Annotated in this window: 21 protein-coding genes; 19 read left to right on the top strand and 2 right to left on the bottom strand. The window is 64.7% G+C overall.

Going from position 1 to position 22,602, the window contains the following annotated elements; all coding sequences use genetic code 11:
* Positions 1–134 precede the first annotated feature (134 nt).
* A complete protein-coding gene (locus tag ABQJ48_RS21370; RefSeq protein WP_367839992.1) occupies positions 135–344 on the top strand; it encodes an acid-shock protein in 210 nt (69 codons plus the stop codon).
* 160 nt (positions 345–504) lie between these two features.
* On the opposite strand, the gene ABQJ48_RS21365 is transcribed toward ABQJ48_RS21370, so the two are convergent.
* Entirely contained in the window at positions 505–831 is a 327-nt protein-coding gene (locus ABQJ48_RS21365; protein WP_367839991.1) for a DUF1840 domain-containing protein, read from the bottom strand.
* On the opposite strand from ABQJ48_RS21365, the gene ABQJ48_RS21360 reads away from it, so the two are divergent.
* The 7 genes from ABQJ48_RS21360 (at position 815) to ABQJ48_RS21330 (ending at position 8,178) form a co-directional block, all read left to right on the top strand.
* On the top strand, positions 815–1,195 hold the full coding sequence (locus tag ABQJ48_RS21360) for a hypothetical protein (RefSeq protein ID WP_367839990.1): 381 nt from the start codon (positions 815–817) through the stop codon (positions 1,193–1,195). The genes ABQJ48_RS21365 and ABQJ48_RS21360 overlap by 17 nt on opposite strands.
* 75 nt (positions 1,196–1,270) lie before the next feature.
* The gene (argS, locus tag ABQJ48_RS21355; RefSeq protein ID WP_367839989.1) at positions 1,271–3,073 is read left to right on the top strand and encodes an arginine--tRNA ligase; all 1,803 of its coding nucleotides are present in this window, start codon (positions 1,271–1,273) and stop codon (positions 3,071–3,073) included.
* Between the two features lie 61 nt (positions 3,074–3,134).
* A complete protein-coding gene (locus ABQJ48_RS21350; protein WP_367839988.1) occupies positions 3,135–3,968 on the top strand; it encodes an SPOR domain-containing protein in 834 nt (277 codons plus the stop codon).
* A gap of 159 nt (positions 3,969–4,127) precedes the next feature.
* Positions 4,128–4,766: a DsbA family protein gene (locus ABQJ48_RS21345; protein ID WP_367839987.1), complete on the top strand. Its 639-nt coding sequence runs from the start codon at positions 4,128–4,130 to the stop codon at positions 4,764–4,766.
* 15 nt (positions 4,767–4,781) lie between these two features.
* A complete protein-coding gene (locus tag ABQJ48_RS21340; protein WP_367839986.1) occupies positions 4,782–5,555 on the top strand; it encodes an SDR family oxidoreductase in 774 nt (257 codons plus the stop codon).
* 3 nt (positions 5,556–5,558) lie between these two features.
* Positions 5,559–6,377 carry a helical backbone metal receptor gene (locus ABQJ48_RS21335; protein WP_367839985.1) on the top strand — a complete coding sequence of 273 codons (819 nt, stop codon included), beginning with the start codon at positions 5,559–5,561 and terminating at the stop codon, positions 6,375–6,377.
* 214 nt (positions 6,378–6,591) lie between these two features.
* Positions 6,592–8,178: an ABC transporter substrate-binding protein gene (locus tag ABQJ48_RS21330; RefSeq protein ID WP_367839984.1), complete on the top strand. Its 1,587-nt coding sequence runs from the start codon at positions 6,592–6,594 to the stop codon at positions 8,176–8,178.
* An 83-nt stretch (positions 8,179–8,261) separates the two neighbouring features.
* Here the strand turns inward: ABQJ48_RS21330 and ABQJ48_RS21325 are convergent, their stop codons facing one another.
* A complete protein-coding gene (locus tag ABQJ48_RS21325) occupies positions 8,262–9,335 on the bottom strand; it encodes an MBL fold metallo-hydrolase (protein ID WP_367839983.1) in 1,074 nt (357 codons plus the stop codon).
* A gap of 214 nt (positions 9,336–9,549) precedes the next feature.
* Here ABQJ48_RS21325 and ABQJ48_RS21320 point away from each other — a divergent pair, with 214 nt between their 5' ends.
* The 11 genes from ABQJ48_RS21320 (at position 9,550) to bioD (ending at position 22,589) form a co-directional block, all read left to right on the top strand.
* Positions 9,550–9,954 (top strand): MerR family transcriptional regulator, encoded by a 405-nt coding sequence (locus ABQJ48_RS21320; RefSeq protein ID WP_367839982.1) that lies wholly within the window; start codon positions 9,550–9,552, stop codon positions 9,952–9,954.
* Between the two features lie 271 nt (positions 9,955–10,225).
* Complete coding sequence (aceK, locus tag ABQJ48_RS21315; protein ID WP_367839981.1) at positions 10,226–12,070, top strand: bifunctional isocitrate dehydrogenase kinase/phosphatase; 1,845 nt, start codon at positions 10,226–10,228, stop codon at positions 12,068–12,070.
* Between the two features lie 91 nt (positions 12,071–12,161).
* Complete coding sequence (gene can, locus ABQJ48_RS21310; protein WP_367839980.1) at positions 12,162–12,953, top strand: carbonate dehydratase; 792 nt, start codon at positions 12,162–12,164, stop codon at positions 12,951–12,953.
* Positions 12,931–14,166: an acetyl-CoA C-acetyltransferase gene (locus ABQJ48_RS21305; protein WP_367839979.1), complete on the top strand. Its 1,236-nt coding sequence runs from the start codon at positions 12,931–12,933 to the stop codon at positions 14,164–14,166. The genes can and ABQJ48_RS21305 overlap by 23 nt, the downstream gene beginning before the upstream one ends.
* Positions 14,167–14,210: 44 nt before the next feature.
* Entirely contained in the window at positions 14,211–14,888 is a 678-nt protein-coding gene (locus ABQJ48_RS21300; protein WP_367840086.1) for an SDR family oxidoreductase, read from the top strand.
* Positions 14,889–14,900: 12 nt separating this feature from the next.
* Entirely contained in the window at positions 14,901–16,031 is a 1,131-nt protein-coding gene (locus tag ABQJ48_RS21295; protein WP_367839978.1) for an acyl-CoA dehydrogenase family protein, read from the top strand.
* Positions 16,032–16,036: 5 nt separating this feature from the next.
* The gene (locus ABQJ48_RS21290; protein WP_367839977.1) at positions 16,037–16,474 is read left to right on the top strand and encodes a YchJ family protein; all 438 of its coding nucleotides are present in this window, start codon (positions 16,037–16,039) and stop codon (positions 16,472–16,474) included.
* 894 nt (positions 16,475–17,368) lie between these two features.
* Positions 17,369–18,652, top strand: coding sequence for a dienelactone hydrolase family protein (locus ABQJ48_RS21285; protein ID WP_367839976.1), 1,284 nt, complete (start codon positions 17,369–17,371; stop codon positions 18,650–18,652).
* Between the two features lie 651 nt (positions 18,653–19,303).
* The gene (bioA, locus tag ABQJ48_RS21280) at positions 19,304–20,665 is read left to right on the top strand and encodes an adenosylmethionine--8-amino-7-oxononanoate transaminase (RefSeq protein WP_367839975.1); all 1,362 of its coding nucleotides are present in this window, start codon (positions 19,304–19,306) and stop codon (positions 20,663–20,665) included.
* The gene (bioF, locus tag ABQJ48_RS21275; protein ID WP_367839974.1) at positions 20,665–21,849 is read left to right on the top strand and encodes an 8-amino-7-oxononanoate synthase; all 1,185 of its coding nucleotides are present in this window, start codon (positions 20,665–20,667) and stop codon (positions 21,847–21,849) included. Before bioA ends, bioF begins: the two co-directional genes overlap by 1 nt.
* Positions 21,846–22,589 (top strand): dethiobiotin synthase, encoded by a 744-nt coding sequence (gene bioD / locus ABQJ48_RS21270; RefSeq protein WP_367839973.1) that lies wholly within the window; start codon positions 21,846–21,848, stop codon positions 22,587–22,589. The genes bioF and bioD overlap by 4 nt, the downstream gene beginning before the upstream one ends.
* Positions 22,590–22,602: the final 13 nt, after the last annotated feature.

Raw genomic sequence — 22,602 nt, 5'->3', positions numbered from 1 at the left:
TATCGGTGCTCAAAGCCTGAATATTTGCGGCAACGTAATTTTCGGCTTTGTAGACTGAAGCGGTTTTATCTCGCCAGACGCGGCCAAAGCCCGTCCGCTCATCGCATTGCAATTGTCAACGGAGAGAAAATCGTATGAAAAAGCTGACGCTGTTCCTCACTGCTGTTTCGCTTGCGGTGAGCGCCTCTGCGGCGCTCGCCCAGCCCGCTGCGCCGGCCGGCTCCAGCGCGGTCAGTTCGTATTCGCCGCCGACGGTGAAACACGTGAAGAAGCCGAAGAAGCAAAAAATGAACAAAGACGCGTCCGCTCCGATGGCCGCGCCGGCCGACGCCGCCAGCCAGTAACGGCACGGCCGGTCGGTCGGATAAAAGGGCCGAACGACAAAGAGCCCGCATCGAGCGGGCTCTTTTCGTTTGATGCGCTTGGCGCGCATTCAATGCGCCGTCGCTCGATCAAGCGGCTTTCGCGCGTGCTGCACACGCTCACGCCCGCGGTGAGCGGGAATCACAGCCCCCAGACGATATCCGCGTTTTCCCTCTGCGCCGCGCGCAGCATGTCGAGGAACGGATACGCGCGCTGCGCGAGCCCCGGCGGAATCTCGTGATGCTCGTGGCCGTCCTCGCCTTCGTGAAAATGGCCGTCATGTTCGGCGCGCTCGCGCTTGTCGAAGGTGATCGCCGCCTCCAGTTTCTCGATGGCCGCGCTGGTTTCCTCGTGCGTGATGACGCCGCGCTCCCCAAGACGTTTGCCGATAATGCCTACCAGATACTGAGCCAGATTCTCCAGCATCATCACATCTGGGCAGGCGTGGCATTTGAAAGTAATCAGCATGACTATTCCCTTTTTCATTATGGCGGATCGACGCGCGGGCGCCGCCCAAGGCGGCCGCCAGCGCGCGCTACGTTGGCTCGCCGATCAGACGCCGCGGCCACGGCCCTTGCTGGGCATCTCATTGAACATATTAGCACCTGCTAAAATCCGTCTGGACGGAAAAAGGGCGGCGCACTGTGCCGCGCGCGGCGAAGCGCAAGCAGTGTGGCCGGGCCTGACGGGCCGCTACCCCGCAAGCCGTGGCGGCTACCGCCACGGCATGGCGACCTGCACCGGCAAGCACGTTGCAGGCAATGCGCCCGATTGGGCGCCCCACGTGCCCGATATGCCGCGCCGGGCGCATCGCCGCTTTCCCCGCTTATAACGAATCGGCTGCGCCAGCCGCGCGGCCGGCGCCTCTTCCGCATCACCGGATCGCCTCACTGGACTCGCAACAAGCATGCTGCCCGCACATAAACAGACCCTCGAAACACTGCTCGCCGACACCGTGAAGCGCGTCGCGCTCGCCACGCAAGGCGCGAGCGAAGCCGCCTTCGTGTTGCCCACCATCACGCTGGAACGCCCCAAGGTCGCCGCGCACGGCGACGTCGCGTGCAATGTGGCGATGCAACTGGCCAAGCCGCTGCGCGCCAATCCGCGCCAGCTGGCCCAACAGATCGTCGACGCGCTGCTCGGGCAACCGCAGGCCCAGGCGCTGATCGAGGCCGCCGAAGTGGCCGGCCCCGGCTTCATCAACCTGCGGCTCGCGGCCTCGGCCAAGCAGGCGGTGATCGCCGCGGTGCTCGCGGAGAAAGAGCGCTTCGGCCGCTCGCAACGCGAGGCCGGCAAGCATGTACTGATCGAATTCGTGTCGGCCAATCCGACCGGCCCGCTGCACGTCGGCCATGGCCGCCAGGCGGCGCTCGGCGATGCGCTGTCGAACGTGCTCGCCTCGCAGGGCTGGGACGTGCACCGCGAGTTCTACTACAACGACGCGGGTGTACAGATCCACACGCTCGCGCTGTCGACCCAGGCGCGCGCCCGCGGCCTCGCGCCCGGCGACCAGGACTGGCCGCCTTCGGCGTACAACGGCGAGTACATCGCCGAGATCGCGAAAGACTACCTGAACGGAGCCACGGTGGCCGCGAGCGACGGCGAGCCCGTCACCGCCGCGGGCGACATCGAGAACCTCGAGGCGATCCGCCGCTTCGCCGTGGCCTACCTGCGCCGCGAACAGGACATGGATCTGCAGGCGTTCGGCGTGAAGTTCGACCAGTATTACCTGGAGTCGTCGCTGTACACGGAAGGCCGGGTCGAGCAAACCGTCGAGGCGCTGATCGCCGCCGGCAAAACCTACGAAGAAGGCGGCGCGCTGTGGCTGCGCACCACCGACGACGGCGACGACAAAGACCGCGTGATGCGCAAGACCGACGGCACGTACACGTACTTCGTGCCGGACGTCGCCTATCACGTCGCCAAGTGGCAACGCGGCTTCACGAAGGTCATCAACATCCAGGGCTCCGATCACCATGGCACGATCGCGCGGGTGCGCGCCGGCCTGCAGGGTCTGGGCATCGGCATTCCGAAGGGCTATCCCGACTACATCCTGCACAAGATGGTCACGGTCATGCGCAACGGCGAAGAGGTGAAAATCTCCAAGCGCGCCGGCAGCTACGTGACGGTGCGCGATCTGATCGAATGGTCGGGTGGTGCAACGCCGGGCTCGGAAGCGGCCGTCGACCTGATCGACGAGGAAACGATTCGCCGCGGCCGCGACGCCGTGCGCTTCTTTCTGATCTCGCGCAAGGCAGATACCGAGTTCGTGTTCGACATCGACCTTGCGCTCAAGCAGAACGACGAAAATCCGGTGCATTACGTGCAGTATGCGCACGCGCGCATCTGCTCGGTGATCGCCGAATGCAAGGCGCGCTATGGTTCGGATGAAAGCGTGGACGAGACCACGCTCGCCGGCGTCGACGTGTCGCGGCTCACGAGCGAGCGCGCCATGGCCCTGCTGAACAAGCTCGCGGAGTTCCCGGACATGCTGCAACACGCCGCCGACGAACTCGCGCCGCACGCGGTCGCGTTCTACCTGCGCGAACTCGCCGGGGAATTCCACTCGTTCTACAATGACAGAGCCGAACGCGTGCTGGTCGACGACGCGGCCGAGCGCAATGCACGCGTCGCGCTGCTCGCCGCCACGCGTCAGGTGCTGGCCAATGGTCTGGCGACGATCGGCGTCTCCGCTCCCGTCAAGATGTAACTCCTCCGGCGCAACATGCACGCGGCCGTCGCTATAATCGGCGGCCGTTCCTGGATTCTTTTTGCAGGTGATTCATACGATGGCAAAAGCACGCCGCACAACAAAGCAATCGAAACAAACCGGGGGGACTTTTCTCGGCATCGTGCTCGGCCTGATCGTCGGCCTTGCCATCGCGGTCGTGGTGGCGCTGTATATCACCCGTGCGCCTACGCCGTTCGTCTCGAAGGTGGCGCCGCCCGCCGCGTCCGAAACCGGCGCCGCGACCGGCCAGCCGCAATACGATCCGAACCGTCCGCTGCAAGGCAAGACGCCGGGCCAGCCGGTGCCGCAAGCCGCGCAGCCCGCGCCGCCGAATACCGCGCCGGGCCAGACCAATTCGCAAACCCAGTCGGGCATGCTCGAAGAACCGCAGATCGTCGAAGTGCCGCCCTCGGCTGGCACTGCGAACGGCAACGCTAACGGCACTGCGATCGCACCGAAGCCGTCGCAGGATAACGGCGTTGGCGCGAGCGTCGCACAGGCTCCGGCGAAAAAGCCGCAAGTGTCCAGCGCACCGTCCGTCACCGCAGCGGGCTCCGCGCCGAAGAGCACGTCGGCGGCCACGGTCGCGAACGTCAAGCCGGGTTCCGGCGCAACGCCCGCGCCGGGTGACGCGAACACCGGCTACTTCCTGCAGGTGGGCGCCTACAAGACCGCGGCCGATGCCGAACAGCAGCGCGCGCGTCTGGCGTTCCAGGGCTTCGAATCGAAGGTCACCCAGCGCGATGCGGGCGGAGTGACGTACTATCGCGTGCGCATCGGACCGTTCTCGAAGTTCGAGGACATGAATTCGAGCCGTCAGCGTCTGTCGGACGCGGGCGTGGATACCGCCGTGATCCGCTTCACCAAACAATAAACACGCGGTAATCGCCGGCGCGTGCAGCCACCGAACTATCGGCGCGCCGCGCGTGTCACAGGCACGTCGGACGACTGCAAGGTCTCATACCAAAACCAGGAACGGTGGCGGGCAATTGCGTGGCGCCACCGTTTCATCGCCTACTCGAGTCAACCCAACATGAAAAAACTTTTGAGCATTCTGTTTCTCTCACTGGGCCTGGTTGCAGCCTGCGCGCAGGCATCGCCGAGCGCGCCGGTAGCGGGCAAGGACTATACGGTGCTGGCCACGCCGCAGCCTACCGACGTGCCGGCCGGCAAAATCGAAGTGACCGAGTTCTTCTGGTACGGCTGCCCGCACTGCAACGAATTCGAGCCGTACCTCGAAGCATGGGTCAAGAAGCAGGGACCGGACGTGGTGTTCCGGCGCGTGCCGGTCGCCTTCCGCGACGACTTCATTCCACATTCGAAGATGTATCACGCGCTCGACGCGCTGGGCCTCGCTCCACAGCTGACGCCGAAAGTTTTCAATGAAATCCACGTCAACAAGAACTACCTGATGACGCCGGAAGATCAGGCCAAATTCCTCGCGAAGAACAGTGTCGATCCGAAGAAGTACATGGAAGCGTACAACTCGTTCTCGGTGCAAAGCGACCTTCAGAAAGACAAGAAGCTGCTCGACGAGTACAAGATCGACGGTGTGCCGACGCTGGCCGTGCAAGGCAAGTATGAAACTGGCCCGGCCGCGACCAACAGCCTGCCGGGCACGATCCAGGTGCTCGACTACCTGGTGCAGCAGGTCCGCACCAGGAAGATGTAAAGAAGAGGCGCCGTAATGAGTTCGCCGCTCAAGGTTTTCATTACCGGCGCCTCGAGCGGCATCGGCCTCGCGCTCGCCGACGAGTACGCCCGGCGCGGCGCGATTCTCGGCCTCGTTGCCCGCCGCGGCGACGCGCTCGCCGCCTTCCAGGAGTCCCATCCGCACAACGCCGTCTCGCTCCATTGCGTCGACGTTCGCGACGCCGATGCGCTCGCCGATGCGGCCGCGCGCTTCATCGCGCAACACGGTCTGCCCGACATCGTGATCGCCAATGCCGGCATCAGCCGCGGCGCCGTTACCGGCCACGGCGATCTGCGCACCTTCCGCGAAGTGATGGACGTCAACTACTTCGGCATGGTCGCCACCTTCGAGCCGTTCGCCGCCGCGATGATTGCCGCCAGGCGCGGCACGCTGGTCGGCATCGCCAGCGTCGCCAGTGTGCGGGGCTTGCCGGGCTCCGGCGCGTACAGCGCGTCGAAGTCGGCGGCACTCAAGTATCTGGAGGCACTGCGCGTCGAGATGCGGCCGCACGGCGTCGGCGTCGTTACGATCGCGCCCGGCTATATCCGCACGCCCATGACCGAGCACAACCCGTACACCATGCCGTTCCTGATGGATGCGGACCGCTTCGCGGCGAAGGTTGCGCACGCGGTCGAGCGGCAAACGGCGTTCGCCGTGTTCCCCTGGCAGATGCGCATCGTCGCCATGCTGCTGCATGTGCTGCCACGCTGGCTCTACGACTACGCGTTCCAACACGCGCCACGCAAGCCGCGGGCCACCGCGGAGTAGACCATGCAGCCTCATGCGGTCGATGCAGCCGGCGTCGCGCACGACACAGCGGGTCACGACGCGCGCATCGTGTCGCTGGTGCCGAGCATCACCGAGACGCTGTTCGCACTGAAGCTGGATGCGCAGATCGTCGGGCGCACTGGCTTTTGCGTGCATCCGCGCGAGAAGGTGCGCGCAGTGCGCAAGGTCGGCGGCACCAAGGCTGTGAATCTGGACGCCGTTCGCGCGCTGCGCCCGACCCATTTGATCGTCAATATCGACGAAAACGAGCGCGATACGGTCGAGCAATTGCGCGCATGCGTGCCGCACATCATCGTGACTCATCCGCGCACACCGCAAGACAACCTGGCGCTTTACGCGCTGCTGGGTGAGATCTTCGACCGCGTAGATGAGGCGCAACGCCTGAGCGAGCTGCTCGAAGACCGGCTGCGCGCAGCCGCCACGCAGGCGTTCGCTGCGCAGAACGTGCTGTATCTGATCTGGCGCGAACCATGGATGACCGTCGCGCGCGACACCTACATCGCCGCCATGCTGCGGCTCGTGAACTGGCGCACGCTGCCCGCTGTGCAAGGCGGGGTGGCAGGCGCGGCACGCTATCCGACGCTCGACTTCGGCGCCGCGCCCTGGCTCGCGGACGTGGATCGCATCCTGCTGTCCAGCGAGCCGTATCGCTTTACGCCGACCCATCGCGACACGCTCGCGCGCGATCCGCGGCTGGCCGGCACGCGCATCGAGTTGATCGATGGCGAAATGGTGTCGTGGTACGGCGTGCGCGCGATCGAGGGTGTCGACTACCTGATGCGGCAAGCAAGCGCGGCATGACCATATGGATATGCGAATTCTGTTGTTGTCGCCGCAATCACCCTTCGATAAGCTTTTTCGCCACCGCCGCGGCGCGCATGGGCAGGCTCACCCAACTATGCGCGAGCGCCGGAAACGTATCACAATCGGTGAAGACGCCAACGCCCTTCCCGCGTCGCCGGAATAACCACACAACCCGACGCACTGCCTGACTGCGCTCGTTATGGGAGAACCTATGCGCTTCAAACTGCTCGCAGCCGCCGTACTGTTCACGGCGCCCGCGCTCGTGCTCGCCAAACCGTTGACCGTGTGTACCGAGTCGAGCCCCGACGGCTTCGACGTGGTGCAGTTCAATTCGCTGGTCACGACCAATGCGTCGGCCGATGTGATCTTCAACTCACTGGTCTCGTACGACGAGGCCACGAAGAAAGTGGTACCGGCACTGGCCGACAAATGGGACGTCAGCGCCGATGGCCTCACCTATACATTCCATCTGCGCCCGAACGTGCAGTTCCAGACCACCGACTACTTCAAGCCGACGCGCGCGCTGAATGCAGACGACGTCGTCTTTACGTTCGAGCGCATGCTCGACGACAACAACCCGTGGCACAAGGTAGCGGGCGCGAGCGGCTTCCCGCACGCGCAGTCGATGGGCTTGCCCAAGCTTATCAAGTCGGTCAGCAAGGTGGACGACAATACCGTCAAGTTCGAATTGAACGCGCCTGATGCGACGTTCGTCCCGATCCTCACGATGGGCTTCGCGTCGATCTATTCGGCCGAATACGCCGACCAGTTGCTCAAGGCGGGCAAACAGGCGGACCTGAACGCGAAGCCGGTCGGCACGGGCCCGTTCATGTTGAAGAGCTACACGAAAGACGCGGTGATCCGCTACGACGTGAACCCCACCTACTGGGGGCCGAAGCCGAAGATCGACCGTCTCATCTACGCTATCACGCCGGACGCGACGGTTCGGGCGCAGAAGGTCAAAGCGGACGAATGCCAGATCGCGCTGTCGCCCAAGCCGCAGGACCTGGCCGACGCGAAGAGCGACAAATCGCTCGCCATCGTGCAGACGCCGGCGTTCATGACCGCGTTCGTCGCGTTGAACACGCAAAAGAAGCCGCTCGACAACCAGAAGGTGCGTGCGGCGCTGAACATGGGGTTCGACCGCAGCTCGTATCTGAAGACCGTATTCGACAACACCGCGACGCCGGCCACGAATCCGTATCCGCCCAACACGTGGAGCTATGACAAGTCCATCAAGCCGTGGCCGTACGATCCGGTCAAGGCGAAGAAGCTGCTCGCCGAGGCGGGTTATCCGAACGGCTTCGAAACGACCATCTGGGTGCGGCCGAACGGCAGCGTGCTGAATCCGAGTCCGAAGGCCGGCGCCGAACTGCTCCAGGCCGACTTCGCGAAGATCGGCGTGAAGGCGGACGTGAAGGTGATCGAATGGGGCGAGCTGATCAAACAGGCCAAGCAAGGCCAGCATGACTTGCTGTTCATGGGCTGGGCCGGCGACAACGGCGATCCGGACAACTATCTGTCACCGCTTTTCAGTTGCAATGCGGTGAAGTCGGGGATCAACTTCGCACGCTTTTGCGATCAGGATCTGGACAAGCTGATCGCCGACGGCAAGGCCACGCCGGACCAGACCAAGCGGAGCAAAGCGTATGAACAGGCGCAGCAGATCATCCACGATCAGGCGCTGTGGATTCCACTCGGGTATCCGACTGCCGCCGCGATCACGCGCAAGAACGTGAGCGGTTATCACGTCAGTCCGTTTGGACGACAGAACTTCGGGACCGTGTCGGTGCAGTAATTCAGCGCGCGCCTGAAGCGGCGCAAACGCAAGCCCGGTTGCGCAACAGCGCACCGGGCTTTTTTAACGACGCGTCCGCGCGATCACGCCGCCGCAAAGCGGATCACGCCGTCCGCGTCCTGCGTTCGCTTCAGTTCGCCCGCGAGCCACAGCAGATGCAAATGCGCGAGCGCCTCGCCCAGCGCGAAGGTCATCTGATGGATGTCGAGCTGGCGCTTGAACATCAACGGCACGATGTCCGCGGCGCTACGCGGCTTCTCCGTGCATGCCTCGCGCACTTCGGCGAGCCGCGCGTCGTGATGCTCGCGCAGTTGCTGGATACGGGTGCGCACGCCGCGAAACGGCCTTCCATGCGACGGCAGCACGAGCGTGTTCTCCGGCATCATCTCGTAGCGTTCGAGCGACTCGAGATACAGCGCGAGCGGCGTGCCTTCCGGCTCGATGTCGAACACCGACACGTTGGTCGAAATGCGCGGCAACACCATGTCGCCCGAGATGAGCACACGGCTCTCTTCGCAATGCAACGCGCAGTGTTCCGGCGAATGACCGAAGCCCGTCACCACACGCCACGTCCTGCCCCCGATCTGCACGCCGTCCGCTTCGCGCAGACGCCGGTATTGCGCGGGAATCGCCGGCACGAGGCTCGAGTAATAGCTCTTGCGATTGCGCAGTTGTTCGAGCGAGTCAGGATCGTTCAGGCCATGCCGTGCGAAGTGCCGCGCCGCCCCTTCGCCGCCGGCATTCGAACCGTCGCCGGTGGCCATCACGCGGGCCTGCATGTATTCGCCGAGCGTCATCCATAGCCGCGCGTCCCAGCGCTTTTTGTCGCCGCCGCTGCACACCCAGTGCGCGAGGCCGATGTGGTCCGGATGGCAGTGCGTGACGATCACGCGCAGCACCGGCAAGCCGTCGAGCAACGAATCGAAGACGGTCTCCCAGTTCTGCTTGATGGTGTCCGAGGCGATGCCGCAGTCCACCACCGTCCAGCCCTGCTGGCCGTCGATCTCATCACGCAGCAGCCACAGGTTGATGTGGTCCAGCGCAAACGGCAAGGGCATGCGCAGCCAGAACACGCCGGGCGCGACTTCCATTGCCTCGCCCGCTTCCGGCAAGCGATCGTCGAAGGGGTATTGGAGTTGATGTTCGAGTGCATTCATTGGGGATGTCTTCCTCCGTCGGCCGTCCGCCATGGCAAGTGCGATGTCGGGCGGCGGGTTGTCGCATGATTCGGGCGCTCATGGCGCGAGGGTGGCGGGTTCCGCCCTCTCGCGTCGTCGTTGCAGCAAGGGTTGCGTTCAGCTCAGGTTGACGATAACGTAAACGTCGATTCTATCGTTCAATCCGATTTTCTGCCCGGCCACGGGAATCCCGATGAACACGCAATACACGATCACCGAGCTCGCGCGGGAATTCGACGTCACGCCGCGCGCGATCCGCTTCTACGAAGATCAGGGTTTACTCGCGCCGAGCCGCGAAGGGTCGAGCGGTCTGCGACGGGTCTATTCGGGTCGGGACCGGACCCGCCTGAAGCTCACGCTGCGCGGTAAGCGGCTCGGCTTCACGCTGTCAGAGATCCGCGATCTGCTCGATGTGTACGAGTCGCCGACCGACACCGTCCCGCAACTGCAAGCGTTCCTGGCCACGGTGGCGCGTCATCGCGAGGTGCTGGAGCGTCAACTGGAAGACCTCAACGCGACGCTCGAAGACCTCGCGCAATACGAAGCGCAGGCGCGCGCGCTGCTCGATGGCGGCGCTCGTCAGGCACGTTCCGGTTGAGCGCGGCGCGCGCAAGAGGAACGCAACGTACCGCGCGTGACGCGCGGCGAAGTGAAGCAAAGCAGAGCAGAGCGCTGATTTCTTGCCGGGTGTTACATCGGTGAACCCGGACGAACCGGCGCAATGAGCGGAGATAGCCCGAAAGCGGGCCAACGCCTGCCAACGCCCACAAGGCGACGAGGCGCGGGCCGAGCGGCGCGATGCGCCGCAAGCCCACCCGGACGATACAATCACGGGTGTCTTCACGACATGGGACGAATGCACGGTCGACATGAATCACTTCCCCAAACTGCTGTCGTCGCAAATCGGCTTTGACGTCGCCCAGACGATGCTCGAAGGATTCGACCGCCACTACCGGATCTTCCGCGACGCCGCGATCCGTGCGAAGACGCTCTTCGAAGCCGGCGACTGGCATGCGCTGCAAAAGCTCGCGCGCGAGCGCATCACTTCGTACGACGAACGCGTCGAGGAATGCGTCGAAGCGCTGGAAGACGAATACGACGCGGAAAACATCGACGACGAGGTGTGGCAGCAGATCAAGCTGCACTACATCGGCCTGTTGACCACGCACCGCCAGCCCGAGTGCGCGGAGACGTTTTTCAATTCGGTGTGCTGCAAGATCCTGCATCGGTCCTATTTCAACAACGACTTCATTTTCGTGCGCCCGGCGATCGCGACCGAATACCTGGAGAACGACGAGCCGGCCGCGAAGCCCACTTACCGCGCGTATTACCCGGGCAAGGATGGCCTTGCCGCGACGCTCGAACGCATCGTCACCAACTTCCAGCTCGAACCACCGTTCGAAGACCTGACGCGCGACGTCGGCTGCGTGGTTCAGACGATGCTCGACGCGTTCGGCGCGTTCGACGAAGCACCGAACTTCCAGATTCACGTGCTCGCGTCGCTGTTCTACCGGAACAAGTCGGCGTATATCGTCGGACGGATCATCAACGGCGACGCGCTGCTGCCGTTCGCGCTGGCGCTGCGCCATGTGAAACCGGGCATGCTCGGGATCGACACGGTTCTGCTCACGCGCGAGCAGTTGCAGATCATCTTCAGCTTCGCGCACTCGTATTTCCTCGTCGACATGGAAGTGCCGTCCGCGTACGTCGAATTTCTCGGCAACATCATGCCGGGCAAGCCGAAGGCGGAAATCTATACGTCGGTGGGCTTGCAGAAGCAGGGCAAGAATCTGTTCTATCGCGATCTGCTGCATCACCTGTCGCATTCGAGCGATCGGTTTGTCATCGCGCCGGGCATCAAAGGGCTCGTGATGCTGGTGTTCACGCTGCCGTCGTTCCCCTATGTGTTCAAACTGATCAAAGACAGCTTTCCGCCGCCGAAGGAAACCACGCGCGCGCAGATCCAGGCAAAGTATCAGCTCGTCAAACGCCACGATCGCCTGGGGCGTATGGCGGACACGCTCGAATATTCGAGCGTCGCGTTGCCGATGTCGCGGCTCGATGAAGCGCTCGTGCGTGAACTCGAAAAGGAAGTGCCGTCGCTGATCGAACATGACGGTGAGAACCTGGTGATTCGCCACATGTATATCGAGCGACGCATGGTGCCGCTGAATCTGTTCCTGCAAAACGGCAACGACAGCGACGTCGAGCACGGCATCAAGGAATACGGCAATGCGGTGAAGGAGCTGATCCAGGCGAACATCTTCCCCGGCGACATGCTGTACAAGAACTTCGGCGTGACGCGTCATGGTCGCGTCGTGTTTTACGACTACGATGAAATCGAATATCTGACCGACTGCAACGTGCGCGCCGTGCCGGCACCGCGCTACGAGGAGGACGAAATGTCGGGCGAGCCGTGGTATTCGGTCGGCCCGCACGACATATTCCCCGAGACGTACGGCACATTCCTGCTCGGCGATCCACGCGTGCGGCGTTCGTTCATGCAGCATCACGCGGACTTCTTCGACCCTTCGCTATGGCAACGGTACAAGGATCATCTACTGAAAGGCGAACTGCCCGACTTTTTCCCGTACGACAGCAGCGTGCGCTTCTGCGTGCGCTATCCGGAGCGATTTGCCGATGCGCGCAGCGCACCGACTGCACCGACTGCACCGGCTGCCCCGGCAGAGGAGCCCAGCGTGCGCGTGGCGTGAACCGTCTGCGCCGCTCGCAGGATCGACTGCATCGTCCGCCCTTATGTAACGACTTCGACCTGTCAAGGTCGAGCAACCGCCAACAAGCATCATGACCACGAACGTTTCCCAGTCTTCCCATCCGCTTTCGCATCTGTTCGACAACAACGACGCTTGGGTCACCCGCAAGCTGTCCGAAGACCCGCAGTACTTCTCGCGACTTGCTCATCAGCAGACGCCCGAGTATCTGTGGATCGGCTGTTCCGACTCGCGGGTGCCGGCGAACCAGATCATCGGCTTGCCGCCGGGTGAAGTGTTCGTCCACCGAAATATCGCCAACGTGGTGGTGCATACCGATCTGAACTGTCTGTCGGTGATCCAGTTCGCCGTCGATCTGCTGAAGGTCAAGCACATCATGGTGGTCGGCCATTACGGCTGCTCGGGTGTGGGAGCGGCGCTGCATGGCCGCCGCGTGGGTCTCGCCGACAACTGGCTCGCTCACGTGCAGGATGTGCGCAGCAAGCACGCCGCGTTGATCGAGGAGTGGCCGCTCGGTGAGGCGCGGCATCGGCGGCTGGTGGAGTTGAATACGATCGAACAGGTGGTGAACGTGTGCCGCACCACCATTGTCAACGACGCGTGGGCGCGCGGTCAGGAGCTGACCGTGCACGGCTGGGCCTATGGTGTGCACGACGGCAAGATGCGCAACCTCGGCATGATGATCGGCGACGCGGCCGCGCTCGACGCAACCTACAAGGAGTGCGTGGCCGCCGTGTCGGCGAGCGGCCCGCGCAACGCTGATAACGACATGGTGGCCGCCGACGCGGCGCAACTCGGCGACGTGCCGGCCATCGTCGAAGGTGTGATCAGGGAGCTTAAGCATGACGGAGACAAACATGACTGAGACAGGCACGAACGGCAAGCGCACCGAAGCGCAGGCCGATCCAGTGGTGATCGTGAGCGTCGCGCGCACGCCGATGGCGGCATTTCAGGGCGACTTCGCTTCGCTCACCGCGCCGCAGTTGGGCTCGGTGGCAATCGAGGCCGCCGTGCGGCGCGCGGGCCTCGAACCGCAACAGGTCGACGAAGTGGTGATGGGCTGTGTGCTGCCCGCCGGGCTCGGCCAGGCGCCCGCGCGGCAGGCCGCGCTCGGCGCCGGCTTGCCATTGGGCACTGGCTGCACGACGGTCAACAAGATGTGCGGTTCGGGTATGCGCGCGGCGATGTTCGCGCACGACATGCTCGCCGCCGGTTCGGTCGATGTGATCGTCGCGGGCGGCATGGAGAGCATGTCGAACGCGCCGTATCTGCTGCCGAAGGCGCGCGGCGGCATGCGCATGGGCCACGGCCAGGTGATCGATCACATGTTCTATGACGGCCTCGAAGACGCGTACGACAAAGGCCGTCTGATGGGCAGCTTCGCCGAGGAATGCGCCGGGTCGTTCGACTTCACCCGCGAGGCGCAAGATGCGTTCGCGGTCGAATCGCTCAAACGTGCGAAGCGCGCAAACGAAGACGGCTCGTTCACGTGGGAAATCGCGCCGGTGACCGTGGCGAGCCGCAAAGGCGAGGTGAGCGTCGATCGCGACGAGCAGCCGTTTAAGGCCAACCTCGACAAGATTCCGACGCTCAAGCCCGCGTTCAGCAAAACCGGCACGGTGACGGCGGCGAATTCATCGTCGATTTCCGACGGCGCTGCCGCACTGGTGATGATGCGCGAATCGACGGCGAAGCGTCTGGGCATCGAACCGGTTGCGCGCGTGGTCGGCCATTCGACCTTCGCGCAGGAGCCGGCCAGGTTCACCACCGCGCCGGTGGGTGCGATTCGCAAGCTGTTCGAGAAGAACGGCTGGCGTGCGGACGACGTCGATCTGTATGAAGTCAACGAAGCGTTCGCGGTCGTGACGATGGCGGCCATGAAAGAGCACCATCTGCCGCATGAAAAGGTCAACGTGAACGGCGGCGCATGTGCGCTCGGCCATCCGATCGGCGCCTCGGGCGCACGGATTCTGGTGACGCTGATCGGTGCATTGAAGAAGCGCGGCCTGAAACGCGGCGTCGCGACGCTGTGCATCGGCGGCGGCGAAGCGACCGCGATGGGTGTCGAACTGGTTTGACGCGCCTCACCGCGTCGCCACAACGCTTGAGGTATTCAATGACGATGAAGACCGTGTTGATTGTCGGTGCGTCGCGCGGCATCGGCCAGGAGTTCGTGCGGCAGTACAGGAAAAGCGGCTGGCGGGTGCTCGCCACCGCGCGCGACGACACTGCGCTCAGCGCGCTGAGCGCCCTGGGCGCCGAAACCTTCGCGCTCGACGTGACCGCGCCCGAGCAGATCGCCGCGCTCGGCTGGAGGCTCGACGGCGAACGGCTCGATGCGGCGATCGTGGTGTCGGGCGTGTACGGCCCGCACACCGCGTGCGTCGAGACCATCACCGCGGAGGACTTCGATCACGTGATGCACACCAACGTGCGTGGCCCGATGCAATTGATGCCGGTGCTGCTGCCGCTCGTCGAGGAAGCTGGCGGCGTGTTCGCGGTGATCTCCAGCAAGATGGGCAGCATCGCCGAAACGAGTGGCACGAGCGGCTGGCTGTATCGCGTGAGCAAGGCCGCGCTGAACGATGCGCTGAAGCTCGCCTCGGTCGAAGCGTCCCGCGCGACCTGCGTGTCCTTGCATCCCGGCTGGGTGCGCACCGACATGGGCGGCGCGCAGGCGGCCATCGATCCCGAACGCAGCGTCGCCGGCATGCGCGACGTGCTGGCGCAAGCGGCGGCCGAGCGCGACGCGTTCAACGGCCGCTTCTATCAATACGACGGCACGCCGCTCGACTGGTAAGGAGACAGCTTCATGGTGCTGGACCAGGATCACCTGATGGTCCGCGACGCGCTGCGTAGTTTCGTGCGCGAAGCGATCACACCGTATGCGCCTGCGTGGGACCGCGAGCGCACCTTTCCACGCGACGTGCACCGGCAGCTCGCGGAACTCGGCGCGTACGGCGTGCTGGTGCCCGAAGCCTATGGCGGCGCCGGCATGGATGCGCTGGCGCTGGCGCTGATTCTCGAAGAGATTGCCGCGGGCGACGGCGGCACCTCGACGGCCATCTCAGTCAACAACTGCCCGGTGTGCAGCATCCTGCTGACCTACGGAAACGACGCGCAGAAACGCGACTGGCTGACGCCGCTCGCGCGCGGCGAGATGCTCGGCGCGTTTTGCCTGACCGAACCGCAAGCCGGCTCCGACGCGTCCGCGCTGCGCACCACCGCGACGCGCGACGGCGACTCGTATGTGCTGAACGGCGTCAAACAGTTCATCACGAGCGGCAAGAACGGCAACGTCGCGATCGTGATGGCCGTGACCGACAAGACGGCGGGCAAGCGCGGCATCAGCGCGTTCATCGTGCCGACCGATGCGAAAGGCTACGTGGTCGCGCGCGTCGAGGACAAGCTCGGCCAGCACTCGTCGGATACGGCACAGATCATTTTCGAAGACTGCCGCGTGCCGGCCGCGAACCTGATCGGCGCGCCGGGCGAAGGCTACCGGATCGCGCTGTCGGGGCTCGAAGGCGGGCGTATCGGCATTGCGGCGCAGAGCGTCGGCATGGCGCGCGCCGCGTTCGAGGCCGCGCTCAGCTACGCGAAGGAGCGCGAGAGCTTCGGCGCGGCGCTGTTTTCTCACCAGGCGGTGCAATTCCGTCTCGCCGACATGGCGACGCAACTGGAAGCCGCGCGTCAACTGATCTGGCACGCAGCGGCGCTCAAAGACGCCGGCCAGCCGTGCCTGACCGAAGCGGCCATGGCCAAGCTGTTTGCGTCGGAAGCGGCCGAGCGCATCTGTTCGGCGGCCTTGCAGATTCACGGCGGCTACGGCTATCTGACCGACTTCCCGGTCGAGCGGATTTATCGCGACGTGCGCGTGTGCCAGATTTACGAAGGCACCAGCGACATCCAGAAAATCCTGATTGCGCGCGGTCTGAACTGAGCTCGATGGATACCCTGCAACGACCGTCCGACTGCCCTTGCGGCGGCGCCGCGCCCGGCCAGCGCAATGGCGCCAAGGCACCCCGCTTCGCGCAATGCTGCGGCCGCTATATCGACGGCGGCGAGGCCGCACCGCGTGCGCTCGAACTGATGCGTTCGCGTTACAGCGCTTACGTCGTCGGCGCAACGGAATATCTGCGCGCCACCTGGGCGCCGCAAACCTGCCCCGCCGATCTCGACGCGGACCCCGCGTCGCCCGGCGCGCCGCGTTGGCTAGGACTGCAGATAAAAGCCTTCGCTGAAACGGACGCCGATCACGCGAGCGTCGAATTCGTCGCGCGATACAAGTTGGCCGGGCGCGCGCACCGGTTGCACGAGCTGAGCCGCTTCGTGCGCGGCGATGACGGGCGCTGGCGCTATGTCGATGGCGAGGTCGGCGACTAGCGCGTGATCCGTCGCCCTGCCCGTTGATAGGCTCTGACGACGCAGCGGCGCGCAATGCGCTGTCCACGCGCTACTGTCCCTTGAGGGCAGCGACCGCACCCATCGTCTACGCGGGACAAGCCGAGGCGCACCGACGATCCAATACGCGCTCAGCGCGCTTCCAGGGAGCCGCGACGATCCTTTCCTGCCAGAGCGTCGGCGCAGCCAGGATCATGACCCGAGCCAGCGAATACGCGAACACGCGCCACGGCACCCGGCTTGCAAGGACCCTTAAGCACTCCCTTCACTTCTGTTTCCCCGCCTTAGAATCACTCCAGATTTTTCTGTGCTTCCTTTCATTTTCAAGCGGCCGATAGTTCGACTGAAAGAATCGTCGCGGTACGCGGCGTCCGTTGAAGACCCATCGATCGTTAGCACGCCGCGTTTTCCGCCGGAATTACCCCAAAAAGTCGGGACACTATGGCCCCCGTTCGATGCTTGTCCAAAGCCCGACGGATGTCCTTGACTGGGCACGCAATTTTTGCGGCGCGGGTTCTCCTTGATTGCACAAAACAAATTTGTCGTGCCAGGATGTGGCGGTAGCTTCATGACGTCACTTGGCGAGAGCGGATCGATACCGGCTCCGCAAAATGCGCAGGGGCCCTGCCGATTAGCACATAGTGGGTGCGGCGGCGGTTCCGGGCAGCATCAGTGGCGCTCATCATCGGCGCGTGGGGTCGCGTCGGCCGTTTGGGTTCATCTCGTGCGATCTCGATTGGCGTACGTGCGCTTCGCGCACTGCGTACGCGGATGGGTTTTTGTGTGTCGAAAACCGCGGACGAAAGGCGAACGTCAGCGCGGTTGCGGCAAACAGACATCACGGTGTTCAGCGCAGGTCTTCCAGCAGGTACGTGAATGGTGCTCAGCAAGTTTGTGACGAGGTATGCGGTGATTTGTGCAGCGGCTGCGTTCGCTGTCGCAGTCGCGCACGCCGACCCGCTCGCCGACACGCAGGCGGGACCGCTGACCCGCGCGCACGTGCCGCGTATCGCGCTCGACGACGACGTCTACTTGCCGACCGCGCGCCTGAACGAACAGATCATCCGCGTGCCGGTGGACGCCGACGGCAAGGTTACGCTGGAAACGACGATCTACAAGCCGGACGGCGCGGGCCCATTTCCGATGATCGTGTTCAACCACGGCAAGATTCCCGGCGACCCGCACGCGCAGGAACGCAGCGATCCGCTACCGCTCGCGCGCGAATTCGTGCGCCGCGGCTACGTCGTGGTCGCGCCGAACCGCCAGGGCTTCGCTAATTCCGACGGCGTGTATCAGCAGGACGGTTGCGACATCGAACGCAACGGCCTTGGGCAGGCGGGCGACGTCGCGGCCACGATCAGCTACATGTCGAAGCAACCTTACGTGGACGCCGCGCATATCGTCGTGGCCGGCACTTCGCATGGCGGCCTTGCGACGATGGCCTACGGCACCGAGGCGGCCCCGGGCGTGCGGGCGTTGATCAACTTCTCGGGCGGCCTGCGGCAGGACGCCTGCACCGACTGGCAGGGCAATCTGACGCGCGCTTTCGGCGCCTACGGCGAGAAGACCAAGGTCCCGTCGCTGTGGATGTACGGCGACAATGATTCGGTGTGGAGCGCGCCGCTCGTGACTGCCATGTACTCGGCGTACGGCGCGCACGGTGCGGCCGCGCGGATGGTCGATTTCGGCAGCTACAAGAACGATGCGCATCGGCTGGTCGGGGACCGCGACGGCGTGCGAGTGTGGTGGCCGGCCGTCGAAGCCTTCCTGGCTCGCGTGGGCATGCCGACCGGCGTGCAGTATCGGGTCGCCGATCCTTCGGCGCCGAAGGCGAGTGGCTTCGCCGCGCTCGATGCGGTCGACGCCGTGCCGTTCCTCGATGAAGCCGGGCGCAGCGGGTATCGGAACTTCCTGCATCAGTACCCAAGCCGCGCGTTTGCGGTGTCGGATTCGGGTGCGTGGTCGTGGGCCGAGGGGGGAGATAACCCGATGTCGGTGGCGATCGCCAATTGCCAGAAGCAGAGCTCGGACCCTTGCCGGTTGTACGCGGTGGACAACTCGGTGGTTTGGGGCACGCAGTCTACGCAGACGGCGGCCGACGGTACGCAAGGCTCAGCCGGCAACGCGCAAGGACGGCCGGCAATTGCCAGTCGCGAGTGAATGAGGGCCCGGATCTAGCGCCGTGCACCGATCGCGCACGTCGCGCGTGATCGGCACGAAGCAATCGTCGCGGCTTGCGCGCGAGTATCACCAGGCGTGTCCCTGCGTTATTGCGTGTGCCTGCGGCCGCGCTCATATCCGCCGCATTCGTGGCGTCGAAATCTCCAAGCTTTGTTCTCCTTTCATCTGTCGCTGGCGCCGATAAGCGACGGCTCGGGTGTTGTTGCCATCGTCCAATCTGCCATCTGAAAAGCTGCTGCAAAGCGTCGGGGCGTTATCGTCGTGCGACGAGAGCGACGCCCGTTTCGTCGCTGTTGCTTTTCATCGCACCGGCTTAAAAACGCGCCGCTCGCTCCGATTCCCGCCCACAACCGCCCACTACTTTGCCGTCGTCAACTGCGCCCATCAGCGACCTTTGCGACCGAACAGAAACGACCTGCGCCGAACCGCGCCGAACCCCAACGGCGCAAGCGAAATCGGCTCTTCAGGCACTAGTGCACAGCGCCAGATAAACCGCTAATCTCGACCCCACACGCCCCGCGAAAGCGCGCGCAGCGCCGCAAAACGATGCGCGCAGCGCGCCGGAAACGGCCCTAAAAGCCAGCCCGCGCAGCGGCAACCCAAGCACCCTGACGCACCCTGGAGTACCCGTTGGAAAAACCAGCCGCATCCTCAGCCGCCTCTGAAGACTGGGTGGCCCGCAGCCTGCGTGCCGTGTGGCATCCGTGCACGCAGATGAAGCACCACGAGCGCTTGCCGCTCGTCCCCGTCGCGCGCGGCCAAGGCGCGTGGCTCTATGATCGCGCCGGTCGTCGCTATCTGGACGGCATCAGCTCGTGGTGGGTCAACCTCTTCGGTCACGCGAACCCGCGCATCAACGCGGCATTGAAAGACCAGCTCGACACGCTCGAGCACGCGATGCTCGCGGGTTGCACGCACGAGCCGGCCATCGAACTCTCCGAGCGCCTGAGCGCGCTCACCGGCAACACGCTCGGCCATGCGTTCTTCGCGTCGGACGGCGCATCCGCCGTCGAAATCGCGCTGAAGATGAGCTTCCACACCTGGCGCAATCGCGGTTTCGCGGACAAGCAGGAATTCGTCTGCATCGCCAACAGCTACCACGGCGAGACCATCGGCGCGCTGGGCGTGACGGATGTCGCGCTGTTCAAGGACGCCTATGATCCGTTGATTCGCCATGCGCACGTCGTGGCGTCGCCGGACGCCCGGGTTGCGCAGCCCGGCGAATCGGCCGCCGATGTTGCACGCCGCGCGCTGGATCAGGTTCGCTCGCTGTTTGAAGCGCGCGCCGCGCGAATCGCCGCGCTGATCGTCGAGCCGCTCGTGCAGTGCGCAGCCGGCATGGCCATGCACGACGCGTCATACCTCACCGGTCTGCGCGCGCTATGCGATCAACACGGCGTGCATCTGATCGCCGATGAAATCGCCGTCGGTTGCGGGCGCACCGGCACTTTCTTCGCGTGCGAGCAAGCCGGCATCTGGCCGGACTTCCTGTGTCTGTCCAAGGGTATTAGCGGCGGCTATTTGCCGCTTTCCATCGTGCTGTCGCGCGATGAAATCTTCGCCGCTTTCTATCACGACGACTTTGCCCGTGGCTTCCTGCATTCGCACTCCTACACCGGCAACCCGCTCGCTTGCCGCGCGGCGCTGGCTACGCTCGATCTGTTCGCAAGCGACAACGTCCTTACCAGCAACGCGCAAAAGTCGGCACAACTGAAGGGCGCACTTGCGCCGCTCGCCGAACACGAACAGGTCCGCAATCTGCGTCAGTGCGGCACGATCTTCGCGTTCGACGCCGTGATCGACGACCCCGCGCATGCCAGGAGTTTCTCGCGCCGCTTCTTTGAAAACGCGTTGCAGCGCGAACTGCTGCTGCGCCCCATTGCGACCACGGTTTATCTGATGCCCCCATACATTCTCGACGACGAAGAACTCGCGCTGCTCGCATCGCGCACTCGTGAGACTTTCGAAGCCACGCTCGCGGAGACCCGCTAATGCATTTGCTGGACACACTCGCCCAAGGGCTGAACGAAATCGACGAGCGCGGCCTGCGGCGGCGCCGCCGCACCGCCGACACGCCGTGCGCCGCGCACATGACCGTGGACGGCCGCTCGATCATCGGCTTCGCCAGCAACGACTATCTCGGCCTTGCCGCGCATCCGCAGCTGATCGAAGCGATCGCCGAAGGCGCGCGGCGCTACGGTGCGGGCAGCGGGGGTTCGCATCTGCTCGGGGGCCATTCGCGCGCGCATGCGCAACTCGAAGACGATCTGGCCGAGTTCGCCGGCGGCTTCGTGGATGCGCCGCGTGCGCTCTACTTCAGCACCGGCTACATGGCGAATCTGGCCACGCTCACCGCGCTCGCGGGACGCGGCACGACGCTGTTCTCGGACGCGCTGAACCATGCGTCGCTGATCGACGGCGCGCGTCTGTCGCGGGCCGACGTGCAGATCTATCCGCACTGCGACATGGACGCGCTGAGCGCGATGCTCGACGCCTCCGACGCAAACGTGAAGGCGATCGTCTCCGATACCGTGTTCAGCATGGACGGCGACGTCGCCCCGCTGCCGCGTCTGCTGGAACTCGCGGAGCGGCACGGCGCGTGGCTGATCGTCGACGACGCGCACGGCTTCGGCGTGCTGGGCCCGCAGGGCCGCGGCGCGATCGCGCAAGCCGCGCTGCGTTCGCCGAACCTGATTTCGATCGGCACGCTCGGCAAGGCAGCGGGCGTGTCGGGCGCGTTCGTCGCGGCGCATGGCACCGTGATCGAATGGCTCGTGCAGCGCGCGCGTCCGTACATCTTCACGACGGCGTCGGTGCCTGCGGCCGCGCATGCGGTGTCGGCGAGCCTGCGCATCATCGGCAGCGACGAGGGCGACGCGCGGCGCGCGCATCTTCAACAGTTGATCGAGCGCACGCGCGCCATGCTGAAAGCGACGCCGTGGATTCCAGTCGATTCGCACACCGCCGTGCAGCCGCTCATCATCGGCGCGAACGAGGCGACGCTCGAGGTCGCTGCCACGCTGGATCGCGCGGGGCTCTGGGTGCCCGCGATCCGGCCGCCGACCGTGCCGGCCGGCACCTCGCGTTTGCGCATTTCGCTGTCCGCCGCGCACTCGCACGCGGACCTCGACCGGCTCGAAGCCGGCTTGCAACAACTCGGAGCCAACGCCGCATGACGCTCGCGAATCCACCCGCGCTGTCGCTGTTCGTCACCGGGACCGACACCGAAATCGGCAAGACCTTCGTGTCCACCGCACTGTTGCGCGGCTTCGTTCGCGCAGGCCTGCAGGCCGCCGCGATGAAACCGATCGCCGCCGGCGCATTCGAACTGAACGGCGTGCTGCACAACGAGGACGCGGATCAACTCGACGCCGGGTCCAACGTGCTGCTGCCGCCGACGCTGCGCACGCCGTACCTGCTGAAGGAACCGGCCGCGCCGCACATCGCGGCCGCGCTGGAAAACGTCACATTCGACCTGGAGCACATCGTCGCGTGTCATGCACAGGCCGTGCAGCGCGCACAGGTCGTGGTGGTGGAAGGTGTCGGCGGCTTTCGCGTGCCGCTCACCCCGACGCAGGACACCGCCGACCTCGCGGTTGCGCTGAAGCTGCCGGTCGTGCTGGTGGTCGGCATGCGCCTCGGCTGCATCAACCATGCGCGGCTCACTGCGGAAGCCATCGCCGCGCGCGGGCTCACGCTGGCCGGCTGGGTCGCGAACCGCATCGATCCGGACATGACGTTTGCCGACGAAAACATCGCGTCCATCCGCGAGCATCTGGCACACGAATACGCTGCACCGCTGCTCGGCAGCGTGCCGCATCTGAGTCCGCCTTCGCCAGAGCTCGCGGCCGACAAGCTCGACATCGACCGGCTTTTGCAGACGCTGCGCGAGACGCATCACCATACGCAGTACTAAATCACATCACATT

This window comes from Paraburkholderia suaedae, assembly GCF_040812055.1.
Classification (GTDB): Bacteria; Pseudomonadota; Gammaproteobacteria; order Burkholderiales; family Burkholderiaceae; genus Paraburkholderia.
Note: the sequence above shows the minus strand (reverse complement) of the source record. Positions and strands in the feature narration are given on the sequence as shown.